This is a genomic window from Streptomyces sp. NPDC104307, from assembly GCF_055584045.1.
Window position 1 is genome coordinate 1,015,850 of the sequence record NZ_JBVJMU010000001.1, and the last position, 12,131, is coordinate 1,027,980.

Here is a 12,131-nt window from a genome sequence, read left to right on the forward strand (position 1 = left end):
CCCTACCTGCGGTTACCGCCGTTCCGCCGGCGGCCGGGCAGCCGGGAGAGCGCCAGCTCGAACCAGACGGTCTTGCCGCGCGCCGTCGTACTGCTGCCCCACTCCCGGGCGAGACCGCTCACCAGGACGAGGCCGCGGCCGAACTCGTCCTCCGCGGTGGCGTCGAGAAGTGCGGCGGGGGCGGGCTCGTCGTCGCTGACCTCGCAGAGCAGGGCGCCGGTACGCACCAGCCGGAGCCCGATGTGGTGGGTGCGTCCGTGCTTCACGGCATTGGTGACGAGCTCGCTGACCATCAGCTCGGCCGACTCCACGGCGTCGGGCAGCTCCCAGTCGATCAGCTTGCCCCGGACCATCCGGCGGGCGCGCGCCACCTCGCGCGGGTCCAGGGCGAGTTGCCATTCCGCGACGTCGTCCTCCGGGATGCCGTTGAGCCGGGCCATCAGCAGGGCGACATCGTCCTTGCGGCCGTCGCGGGGGTTGAGTGCCCGGATGATCGTGTCGCAGGCGTCGTCCATGGACGCGGCGGGATGCGCGGCGGAGGCGCAGAGCGCGGCGAGTCCGGCGCCGATGTCCTGGCCGCGCACCTCGACCAGCCCGTCGGTGCAGAGCACCAGGCGGTCGCCCGGCAGGACCCGCACGGTCGCCGTCGCGAAGGCCACCCCGCCGACCCCGATGGGGGCGCCGGTCGGCAGATCGAGCAGCTCGGCCCGGCCGTCCTCCGCGTGGACCAGCACGGGCGGGATGTGCCCGGCGTTGGCGATCTGGAGTTCGGAGCGGATCGGGTCGTACACCGCGTAGAGACAGGTGGCCAGGTACTGCTCGCCGAGCCGCTGGGCCAGGTCGTCCAGATTGCGCAGCAGCTGCGCGGGCTCCATCTCCATGGTCGCCATGGTCAGCACTGCGGTACGTAACTGGCCCATCATCGCCGCCGAGTTGAGGCCGTGCCCCATCACATCGCCCACGACGAGCGCAGTCCGGGAGCCGGGCAGCTTCACCGAGTCGAACCAGTCGCCGCCGACCCTGCCGAGCCGGGCGCCGGGCAGGTAGCGGGTGGCGATGTCGCAGCCGGCCATGCGTGGCTCGACCTGGGGCAGCATGCTGTCCTGGAGGGTCTCGGCGACGTTCTCCTGGTAGGTGTACATGCGGGCGTTGTCGAGGACGAGCCCGGCCCTGGCGGCGAGTTCGGCCCCGGTGGTGCGGTCCATGTCGTCGAAGGGCTCCCGCCCCGGGCGCCGCATCAGGACCATGAAGCCGAGCACCACGTCGCGGGCCTTGAGCGGCACGATGAGCAGGGACCGGTGGGTGATCAGCGGACGCAGGTCCCGCTTCTCGAACTCGCCGGAGATCCGGTTGCTCAACTCCTCGCTGACATAAGGGATGATGACCGGCTCACCCGTGACCATGCACTGGAAGAACGGGGTGTGCTCCGGGAAGGCGATGGACTCGCCCACCGGCACGGTGTCGTCCCAGCGGCCGGGTTCGTCGTTGTGCTCGACCCAGACCCGGTGCCAGACGGTCGTGACGTCGGGCGGCCCGTCCGGGAAGCCCTCACCGGCGAGGACGGCGGCGCGCAGATGCGTACCCGCGAAGTCGGTGAAGCGGGGCACCGCGGCGCTGGTCACCTCGCGGATGGTGCGTTCCAGGTCGAGGGAGGAACCGATTCGGCCGCTGACCTCGTTGAGGAACTCCAGCCGCTCACGGACCGCCGCGTATTCGAGGTCCAGCTCGGGGCGGGGCACCGCACGGGGCGCGAGCTGCCCGTCGTCGATGCGCGGCGACGCCGCTGAGCCCGGGTGTCCGGCGCGCTGCGGCACTCCCCAGTCGGGGGTCACCGGGATCCGGTCGTGACGGCTGAAATCCAGTACGGGATAGCCGAGTTCGAGTACCTGGGAGACGATCCGGGTGGCCTCCTGGACGCTCATGCTGGGCAGGATCTCGGGCAGCCGCCCGGACAGTTCCCGGTAGCCGGGGAAGTCGGTGTGCAGGGCGAATCCGGGTGCGACCGTCTCGGCGAACCGCCCCTCTCCCGCCTCGCCGCGGCGTACCTGCGCGGAGTCCGCGGCGAGCACGAGCAGCCGTTCCGGGCCGGGCCCGACGAGCGGATAGGCCCACCACAGGACCTCGATCCGGCCTCGGTCCGGCTGGTCCACCCGGGCCCGGCCCGCTGTCGGATACGCGGCGGCGCCGCTGAGGGTGCTGTCCAGCTCCGGACCGAACTCGGCGTACATCGCGTCCTGCGTCGGTTCGCCGCGGTCCTGCAACGCCCCCGCGACCGGCAGCAGTTCAGCGGCCGGGCAGCCGACCGCGCCCTCCCGGGCAACGCCGAAGAGCCTTCTGGCACCGGACGACCAGTGCGACACCAGTCCGTCCGCGTCGACGACGACCACGGCGAGCGGCACACGGCCCGCCGCGGCATCTCGCGGTTGTGGTGCCCTGTGCTCCGGCACACCGAGTTCCATGGGTGGAAGGCTCCTTCCCCACCGCAAGGTTCTGCGGTACGTGGCTCCACCGTACGGGGCCGTGACCGGCGCCCGCCGGTCATCGACGGAATCACCCGCGAAGGTGGTGCGCCCCGCGCACTCGGGGGGCGCACTGAGGGCTGTCCCGCGGTTCCTAGCGGGACAGCCCTACTCTCGCCGCGGCTGCCGCACGGGTCAGTCCTCGTGGCCCAGCTGGAGGTCCCGTTCGGTGCGCCCGCCGCCCGCGACCTGGAGGACGGTGGCCACCGGCGGGTAGCCGGCGGCGATCACGGTGTACTCGCCGGTGGACAGGTCGACGAACCGGAAGGCTCCGTCGGGACCGGTGGTCACGGTGTCGACCACGTTGCCGGCCGCGTCCAGCAGCGTGACCCGGGCGTCCTCGACGAGCCGCCCGCCGCCGGCGCGTACGACGCCGCGCAGCACGGCGCCGCCGGCCAGTTCGATGTCCTGCCGGGTCTCCCGGGCCGCCTGCACACTGACCGGCAGCGCGGCGGGCCGGAACGCGGGCGCGCTGGCCGCGAGGGTGTACTCCCCCGCCACCAGTTCCGAGATCACGTAGCCGCCCTCGCGGCCGCTGCGGGTGGAGGAGACGACCTCGCCGCGTACGTCGGTGAGGGTGACGGCGGCGTCCCGCACCGGAACGCCGTCCGCCGTCAGGACGGTCCCGGCCAGTCGGCCGGCCCCGCCGAGCACCACGTCGAGCTCCACCGGCCGCTCGCCCACGGTGACGCTGACCGCCTGCGGCTGGTGGCCCCCGGCGGCGGCGATGAGGACGTACGAACCGGCGCCGGGGACGCTCAGCGCGTACCGGCCCCCCTCACCGCTGGCACCCCTGCCGACCTGCTGCCCCTGGACGTCGATGAGGGTGAGGGCGGCGCGCGGGACCTTGGTGCCGTCGGGGTGCTGGACGCTGCCGCTGACGGGCACCCCCGCGAGGTGCCCGGCGGGCTGGGGGCCGGGGTCGACGCGGGCGGTGGGGATCGTCGCGGGCTCGGCTGCGGTTTCTGGGCTGTGGTGGGACACCAGCGGTTTCTCCTTGAGGAAGAAGGCGAAGAACAGGCCGAGCACGAGGACCGGCACCAGGTAGAGGAAGATCCGGGGCATCGCGTCGGCGTACGCCTGGATATAGCTGTCGCGCAGCGCCGGCTCCATGGCGTGGACCAGCTGCGGGGTGATCGACTCGGGGTCGGGCAGACCGGCCCCGGCCGGCAGGCGCACCTCAAGCGCGTCGGCGAGGCGCCCGGCGAAGAGCGTGCCGAACACGGCCGCGCCGACACTGCCGCCGATCTGCCGGAAGTAGTTGTTGGCACTGGTGGCGGTGCCGAGGTCGGCGGGGCGTACGGAGTTCTGCACGGCGAGCACCAGCACCGGCATGATCAGTCCGATGCCGAGACCGAGCACCGCCTGCGAGATGCTGTACTCCAGCCGCGGGGTGTCCGTTTCGAGCCGGGACAGCAGCCACATGCCGATCGCCGCCAGCGCGCTGCCGGCGATCGGGTAGACACGGTATTTGCCGGTACGGGAGATCAGCTGGCCGGAGATGACCGAAGCGGCGACGATGCCGCCCATCATCGGAAGCATCAGCAGGCCGGACTCGGTGGCGGTGGCCCCGTCGACCATCTGCAGGAAGGTCGGCAGATAGCTGGCCGCGCCGAACAGGGCGACCCCGACCACCGCGCCGACGAGTGCGCTGATGTTGAAGATCGAGTCGCGGAACAGCCGCAGCGGAATGATCGGTTCGGGCGCGCGGTGCTCCACGACGATGAAGAGCAGGGTCGTTACGGCGGCTCCGGCGGCCAGTCCCAGGATGGTGCCGGAGCCCCAGGCGTACTCCGTACCGCCCCAGCTGGTCACCAGCACCACGCAGGTGGAGGCGGCGGCCAGCAGCACGGCGCCGAGGATGTCCAGCCGGGGCCGGACGGCCGGCTTCGGCAGCTTCAGCACGACGGTGATGACGGCGAAGGTGACCAGGCCGAACGGGATGTTGATGTAGAAGCACCAGCGCCAGGAGGCGTGATCGGTGAAGAAGCCGCCGAGCAACGGGCCCGCCACGGAGGCGAGTCCGAAGGCCGCGCCGATGAGCCCCATGAACCGGCCGCGCTCCCGGGGCGGCACGACGTCGGCGATGATCGCCTGGACGCCGATCATCAGCCCGCCGCCGCCGACGCCCTGGAGGGCGCGGAAGGCGATCAGTTCGTCCATGGTGCGCGACCAGCCGGCCAGCGCGGAGCCGATGACGAACACGACGATCGCGAACTGGAAGACGCCCTTGCGCCCGAAGAGGTCGCCGAGCTTTCCGTAGACCGGGAGCCCGATGGTGGAGGCGAGCAGATAGGCGGTGACCGCCCAGGACATCTTCTCCAGGCCGTGCAGCTCACCGACGATCTTCGGGAGCGCGGTGGCGACGATCATCTGGTCGAGCGCCGCGAGCAGCAGCGTGAGCATCAGCCCGATGAAGATGAGCCGGATGCGGCGCGGGTCCGTCTCGAAGCCGGGGGCCGCGGCCGGTGCCTTCGCGGGAGGAGCGGGCGGAGCGGGTGGAGCGGGCGGCGACGGGGGCGGTTCGGACGTCCGCACCGTCGCGGTGTCGCCCGGACCGTCGGGCTCGTCCTTCACCAGCGTGATCCCACCCACCACGTGCCGCTCCCCTCGTCGCATCTGCGCCGCCCATTTCTCGCATCGCGATACAAGGGAGGGCAAACGCGGCGGGGGGCGCTGACGGCGCACTCGGAGGGCTTAGCCCCCGGTGAGAGCCACTACGGCGCACAACCGGGCGGATGGAAAGACCACCCGAACCGGTGAGGCGGGAAAGCGGGACCGGGGGTTACTTCTCCACCTCGGTGGCGAGATTCCGCAGCAGCTCGTCGTAGATGCGGCCGAGCCCCTTGGGCGCGAAGGTCCGCTCGAAGAATCCGCCGATACCGCCGGCGCCGTCCCACACGGTCGAGACGACGGCCCTGGACCTGCCCTCGCCGGACGGGGTGACGGTCCAGGTCGTGATCATCGAGGAGTTGCGGTCCTTCTCCACGAGCTGCCCGTCCGCCGGCTCGCTGACCTCCAGCAGACAGTCGCGCACCCGCTTGCTGGTGGCCTGGAGCTTCCAGTGGACGAGGGTGCCCTCGCCGTCGCCGCCCTCACGCACCTCGTACTCGCTGAACTGACCGGGCAGCACCTTGCCGCGGACGTCCTTGTAGTCGGCCAGCGCGTCGAACACCGCTTCCGGGTCCGCCGCGATGATCCGCTCTGTCGTGGCCTCGACCTGCGCCATGGCTGTTCCTCCAGCACTCGGTTGTTCGGGGTGTGCTGAGCCAACCACCTCCGGCACCCGGCTCAAAATCCGGTCGGGGACGAAGGGGAGGAAACGATCAAGGGAACAAGTGTTCTATTCTCTGGTCAGTACTACCTAGGAGGCGTCCATGCGCTGGGACAATCTGGCAGATAACCCCGCCAAGACCACCAAGAGCGGGGAGGCCGCGCTCTTCGCCGCGGACGCGGTGAGGACGCGCACCTTCGACACTCCGGAGTTCCGGGGCATCACCTTCCACGAGGTCCGGGCCCGCTCGGTGCTGAACCGGGTGCCCGGTGCGTCCCGGATGCCCTTCGAGTGGACCGTGAACCCCTACCGCGGCTGTTCGCACGCCTGCGTCTACTGCTTCGCCCGCAAGACCCACAGCTATCTGGACCTCGACACCGGGCTCGGCTTCGACTCCCAGATCGTCGTCAAGGTCAACGCTCCGGAGCTGGTCCGCCGCGAACTCGCCTCCCCGCGCTGGCACGGCGCGCACATAGCGATGGGGACCAATGTCGACTGCTACCAGCGGGCCGAGGGCCGCTACCGGCTGATGCCCGGCATCCTCGCGGCGCTGCGCGACCACGCGAACCCCTTCTCGATCCTGACCAAGGGCACCCTGATCCTGCGCGACCTGGAACTGCTGCGGCAGGCCGCAGAGGTCACAGAGGTGGGCGTCTCGGTCTCCGTCGGCTTCGTCGACCCCGAGCTGTGGCGCACCGTGGAGCCCGGCACCCCCTCTCCCGAGCGCCGCCTCGACGTCGTACGCGCCCTCAGCGGGCACGGCATCGGCTGCGGGGTACTGATGGCGCCCGTCATCCCGTTCCTCGGGGACCGGCCGGAGCAGCTGCGGGCGACCGTCCGCGCGATCGCCGCAGCCGGTGCGACCTCGGTGACCCCGCTCGTCCTGCATCTGCGCCCCGGCGCCCGGGAGTGGTTCATGGAGTGGCTCGGCCGGCACCACCCGCGGCTGGTGGGCCGTTACGAGCGCCTGTACGCGGACGGGGCGTACGCGCCCACCTGGTATCAGCGCCGGATCACGCGTCATGTGCACGAGCTGGCGACCGAGTACGGAATCGGGCCCTCGCGCCGGGGCGCCTCCCGCGCGCTCCCCGCGCGGGACGAACCACAGCCCCCGCTGGACGGCTCAGAGCCCACCCAGCTGACCCTGCTCTGACCGTGCGTCGCGTCCGCGACGGCCGCGGCGCGCCGGGGTCCCGCGGGCAAACGGGTCATCTCTCACCACAACAGGTCCTTCCGGTCCCGAATACGGGGAGCATCCCGCGGGGGCTGCCGCCACGCGCAGCCGTGTTCCCCCATCACGGGAGGCCATATGACGAAACGTTCGGGAATTCTGTTCGCCGTCGGGGCGACGGTCGCCGGTCTGGTGACCGTCGCCCCGTCCCCGGCGACTGCGGACACGGGCGCGCAGCGCGTCGCGGCGCTCAAGTGGGCCGACTGCGCCACCAAGGCGTCCCCGACGCTCCAGTGCGCGTCGGTGAGTGCCCCGCTCGACCATGACCACCCGTCGGGCCGGAAGGTCACCCTCGCCCTGACCCGGGTGCCGCACACCTCGAAGACCTTCCAGGGCCCGCTGCTGGTCAACCCCGGCGGCCCCGGCGGCAGCGGACTGTCGATGGCCGGCTTCGTCGCCGCCTCGCTGCCGAAGGCGGTGGCCGCCCAGTACGACGTGATCGGCTTCGACCCGCGCGGCGTGGGCAAGAGCCGGCCGGCCCTGGACTGCGTGCCGAAGTACTCCGATCCGGTGCGGCCGGACTCGGTGCCGAACTCCCTCGGGGGCGAGCGGGTCAACCGGGACCGTGCCCGGTCCTTCGCGGCCGCCTGCGGCGAGAAGTACCCGGACCTGCTGCCGTACATGGACACGGTCAGCGCGGCCAAGGACCTCGACGTGATCCGCCGGGCGGCCGGGGCGGCCAAGCTCAACTACCTCGGGTACTCCTACGGCACCTATCTGGGTTCGGTGTACGCCAAGCTCTTCCCGGACCGCGTGCGGCGTCTGGTGCTCGACTCGAACGTCGACCCGGAAGGCGTCTGGTACGACGCCAACATCAGCCAGGACTACGCGTTCGACACCCGGCACAAGGCGTTCATGGCCTGGGTGGCGAAGTACGACAGCACGTACGGGCTGGGCAGCGACCCCGCGAAGGTCGAGGCCGTCTGGTACCGGATGCGGAACGCCGTCAAGAAGCATCCCGCGGGCAAAAAGGTCGGCGCGAGCGAGCTGGATGACACGTTCCTGCCGGGCGGCTACTACAACGGCTACTGGCCCGCGCTGGCCGAGGCGTTCGCCGGTTACGTGCACCACAAGGACGAGAAGACGCTGGTCAAGGCGTACGAGCGGTTCGGCGCGGTCGACGCGGAGGGCGACAACGGGTACTCGGTCTACACCGCCGTGCAGTGCCGTGACGCCCAGTGGCCGCGCGGCTGGAACGTCTGGCGCGGCGACGCCTGGCGCGTGCACGGCAAGGCGCCCTTCATGGCCTGGAGCAACACCTGGTACAACGCGCCGTGCGCCGACTGGCCGGTGGAGCCGCTGAACCCGGTCCGGGTCTCCAACCACGCCCTGCCGCCCGCGCTGCTCTTCCAGGCCACGGACGACGCGGCCACACCGTACGAGGGCGGGGTCACCCTGCACCGCAAGCTCCGCGGCTCCAGCCTGGTCGTCGAGCAGGGCGGCGGCAACCACGGCGTCACCCTGAGCGGCAACGACTGCCTGGACACGTACCTGGCGGATTACCTCGCCAAGGGCACCGTGCCACGCGGCAAGGGCGGCGACGTGGACGCGGTCTGCGCCAAGTCGCCGGACCCGAAGCCCGCGACCGGCAAGACGGCGAAGGCGACACCCCGCGCGGGCACCGGAGCCCGGGGCAGCGCGCTGCACGCGATGCTCGGCTTCCGGGGCTGACGGGCCGAAACCGCGTTCCCGATCGGGGGCGTGCGCGAGAGGGTGGGCGGATGACTACTCACCCCGCTCCGGCGCACGCCCCCGAACCGCTGATTCGGGACATGACCATCGACGACTGCGAGGCCGTGGCGACGGTCCGGGTGCGCGGCTGGCGGAGCGCGTACGCCGGGCTGATGCCGCAGGCGCATCTGGACACGATGAGCGTCACCGAGGACGCGGAGCGGCGCCGCGGTTTCTTCACCGAGGCCAACGGGGTGGTCAACGTGGTGGCCGAGCGGGCGGACCTCGGCGTCGTCGGCTGGGCAGCGTACGGACCGTACCGCGAGAACGGCGCGCGGCTCGCGCGCCGTGAGCTGTACGCGATCTACGTACTGCCGGAGCTGACGGGGACGGGGCTGGGCCGGGCCCTGATGTCCGAGGTGCTGGCGCGCGCCGCCTCGGCCGGGTATCCGGATCTCTCGCTCTGGGTACTCAGGGAGAACGCACCGGCCCGCCGCTTCTACACACGCGCGGGCTTCCGGCCGGACGGCGCCGAGGAATCCTTCGAGGTGGACGGCGTGCCAGTGCCCGAGGTGCGTTACGTACGCCCGCTCGGCGCGCGCTGAGGCGCGGGCGCACTCCCTCAGGGCGCGTGCCGCGGGCGCACTCCCCTCAGAGCGCCGGCAGCCTGCCGAGAGCCTCTCCCGCCGCGTCGCCCAGCCGGGGGTGCGGCAGGGCCGCCTCCAGCAGCGGGCGGGCCCGTACGTCACCGAGCAGGCCCAGCTCCTCGATGCAGGCGAGCGCCACCCGCCAGTACGGCTCGTCCGGCCCGAGGAGTCCGCGCAGAGTGGCCATCAGGGCCGGTACGGACTCCGGGGCACGCAGCTCACCGAGCAGCCGGACCGGGTACAACGCGTAGGCGGTGCGCAGGGAGTTGGTGGCGAGCGCGGCGGCGGCGCGCGGGGTGCGCGGGTCGCCGAGGCGGGCCAGCGCGTGCGCGGCGCCCGCGCAGCGCTCCGGGTCGCGGTGGTTGAGCAGCAGCACCAGGGTCTCGAAGGCCCGGCGGTCGCCGCCGCAGCCCAGCCGGAACGCCGCGATCTCGCGGGCCCACAGCGGGCGTTCGCGCTCGATGAGGACCTGCGCCAGCTCCTCGTCGTCCTCGGTGGCGATCAGCCGGTGGCAGGCGGCCGCCTCGCCGGCCGCTCCCGCCTCTTCGGCCAGCCGGTGCGTCAGCGACCGCAGCTCCTCGTCCATGACGGTCAGCTTATCGGTGAGCACACAGCGTGCCGAGGGGTGGATCGAATGTGAGGGGGCCCACAACAATCCAGGGCTGGCGCGCTCGTTACTCGCCGGTTAACCTCATGTGAGCGGGACACTCCCCCCGCCGGCTCCGGTGGCCTGGTGACGCAGCCACCCGGAGTGGATGTCGGTTCGGCAGCTTTGCGAGGCGTGACTCCGGGACAGAGTCCGCCGCCACTTCCCGGTCCGGGCGTGCCCTTCGCACCCGGACGTGAGCACCACGACAGGCAACTCCCGCACGCCGTGCGGCGGTCCGGGCCATCGGCCCCTCTCATCGGCCGCGCGCGCCGTGCGTCCCTCAGTCGTCACTCATCCCTGGAGTCCCGTGATGGACACCCCGTTCAGCACCATTGCCGTCGTCGGCCTCGGCACGATGGGCACCGGCATCGCAGAGGTCCTCGCCCGCTCGGGCCGCGAGGTCATCGGTATCGACATCAGTGACGTGGCGGCCCGCCAGGCCGTCGCCGCCCTGGAGGCCTCCACCGCACGGGCCGTGCGGCGCGAGCGGATCACCGAGGAGGAGCGGCGCGACGTCCTCGCCCGGTTCCGTACCTTCTCCGACGTCCAGGCCGCCGCGGAGGCGGAGCTGGTCATCGAGGTCGTGCCCGAGTCGTACGAGCTCAAGCAGCAGGTGTTCCGGGAGCTCGACGCGGTCGTCCCGCCCACCGCGATCCTCGCGACGGGCACCAACGCGCTGTCCGTGACCCGGCTCGCAGCGGAGTCGCAGCACCCGGAGCGCGTGCTCGGCCTGCACTTCTTCAACCCGGCGCCCGCGATGAAGCTGGTCGAGGTGGTCTCGTCGGTGCTGACCGCGCCGCCGGCCGTGGAGGCCGTCACCGCGCTCGCCCGGCAGTTGGGCAAGGAGCCGGTCGCGGTCGGTGACCGGCCGGGGTTCGTGGCCGACGGGCTGCTGTTCGGCTACCTCAACCAGGCCGCGGCGATGTACGAGGCGAACTACGCCTCACGCGAGGACATCGACGCGGCGATGAAGCTGGGCTGCGGGCTGCCGATGGGCCCGCTCGCCCTGCTGGACCTGATCGGCGTCGACACGGCCCGTACCGTCCTGGAGGCGATGTACAGCGCCTCGCACGACCGGCTGCACGCCCCCGCGCCGGTCCTCGGCCAGCTCAGCGAGGCCGGGCTGACCGGCCGCAAGTCGGGCCGCGGCTTCTACACGTACGCGGAGCCGGGCAGCCAGGACGTCGTCCCGGACGCGCTGACGCCGTCGCAGGAGAGCGGCACGGGCGCCGGGCGGACCGTGCGCTCGGTGGGCGTCGCCGGCTCCGGGACGATGGCCTCCGGGATCGCGGAGGTCTTCGCGAAGGCCGGTTACGACGTGGTGCTCGCCGCACGCGGCCAGGAGAAGGCGGAGACCGCGAAGGGCAGGGTCGCGAAGTCCCTGGAGCGGTCGGTCGCCAAGGGGCGGCTGACGGCCGGGGAACGGGACGGGACACTGGCCCGGATCACCGCTGCCGGGTCGCTGGACGCCTTCGCGGAGGTCGATCTCGCCGTCGAGGCGGTGGCGGAGGACCTGTTGGTGAAGCAGCAGCTGTTCGCCATCCTGGACAAGGTGTGCAGGCCGGGCGCGGTCCTCGCCACCACCACGTCCTCGCTGCCGGTGGTCTCTGTCGCGCGGGCCACCTCGCGGCCCCAGGACGTCATCGGGATGCACTTCTTCAACCCGGCTCCCGCGATGAAGCTCGTCGAGGTCGTCCGCACGGTGCTGACGGCCGACGACGTGCACGCCACGGTCCGCGAGGTCTGCGTGAAGGTGCGCAAGCACCCGGTGGACTGCGGGGACCGGGCCGGGTTCATCGTGAACGCGCTGCTGTTCCCGTACCTGAACAACGCGATCAAGATGGTCGAGGAGCACTACGCGACGCTGGACGACATCGACGCCGCGATGAAGCTGGGCGGCGGCTATCCGATGGGCCCGTTCGAACTCCTTGACGTCGTGGGCCTCGACGTCTCGCTCGCCATCGAGAAGGTGCTGCACAGCGAGTTCCGCGACCCGGGGCTCGCCCCGGCGCCGCTGCTGGAGCATCTGGTGGCCGCCGGCTGCCTCGGCCGCAAGACGGGGCGCGGCTTCCGCGAATATGCCCGTCGCTGACGAGGGCGGCGGCTGGGGCGGGCTGCTCGGTCCTGCGGGGGGCCCGCC

The 12,131-nt window shown here is 72.0% G+C and carries 8 protein-coding genes; 4 read left to right on the forward strand and 4 right to left on the reverse strand.

Annotated features, from left to right (window positions below; translation table 11 throughout):
• Positions 1-2: 2 nt before the first annotated feature.
• The 3 genes from ACZ601_RS04235 to ACZ601_RS04245 all read right to left on the reverse strand — a co-directional run bounded on the left by ACZ601_RS04235 (position 3) and on the right by ACZ601_RS04245 (position 5,748).
• Entirely contained in the window at positions 3-2,459 is a 2,457-nt protein-coding gene (locus tag ACZ601_RS04235; protein ID WP_469532702.1) for an ATP-binding SpoIIE family protein phosphatase, read from the reverse strand.
• Positions 2,460-2,654: 195 nt separating this feature from the next.
• Entirely contained in the window at positions 2,655-5,117 is a 2,463-nt protein-coding gene (locus ACZ601_RS04240) for an MFS transporter (RefSeq protein ID WP_469532705.1), read from the reverse strand.
• A gap of 187 nt (positions 5,118-5,304) precedes the next feature.
• Entirely contained in the window at positions 5,305-5,748 is a 444-nt protein-coding gene (locus ACZ601_RS04245) for an SRPBCC family protein (RefSeq protein ID WP_440576598.1), read from the reverse strand.
• A 148-nt stretch (positions 5,749-5,896) separates the two neighbouring features.
• On the opposite strand from ACZ601_RS04245, the gene ACZ601_RS04250 reads away from it, so the two are divergent.
• From ACZ601_RS04250 to ACZ601_RS04260, 3 genes are all read left to right on the forward strand, one after another.
• Positions 5,897-6,946 carry an Rv2578c family radical SAM protein gene (locus ACZ601_RS04250; protein WP_469532709.1) on the forward strand — a complete coding sequence of 350 codons (1,050 nt, stop codon included), beginning with the start codon at positions 5,897-5,899 and terminating at the stop codon, positions 6,944-6,946.
• A 156-nt stretch (positions 6,947-7,102) separates the two neighbouring features.
• Positions 7,103-8,695, forward strand: a complete 1,593-nt coding sequence (locus ACZ601_RS04255; protein WP_469532712.1) for an alpha/beta hydrolase — start codon at positions 7,103-7,105, stop codon at positions 8,693-8,695.
• A gap of 50 nt (positions 8,696-8,745) precedes the next feature.
• Entirely contained in the window at positions 8,746-9,300 is a 555-nt protein-coding gene (locus ACZ601_RS04260) for a GNAT family N-acetyltransferase (RefSeq protein WP_469532715.1), read from the forward strand.
• A gap of 46 nt (positions 9,301-9,346) precedes the next feature.
• Here the strand turns inward: ACZ601_RS04260 and ACZ601_RS04265 are convergent, their stop codons facing one another.
• Positions 9,347-9,928: a HEAT repeat domain-containing protein gene (locus tag ACZ601_RS04265; RefSeq protein ID WP_469532718.1), complete on the reverse strand. Its 582-nt coding sequence runs from the start codon at positions 9,926-9,928 to the stop codon at positions 9,347-9,349.
• A 373-nt stretch (positions 9,929-10,301) separates the two neighbouring features.
• Here ACZ601_RS04265 and ACZ601_RS04270 point away from each other — a divergent pair, with 373 nt between their 5' ends.
• Positions 10,302-12,083: a 3-hydroxyacyl-CoA dehydrogenase family protein gene (locus tag ACZ601_RS04270; protein ID WP_469532721.1), complete on the forward strand. Its 1,782-nt coding sequence runs from the start codon at positions 10,302-10,304 to the stop codon at positions 12,081-12,083.
• Positions 12,084-12,131: the final 48 nt, after the last annotated feature.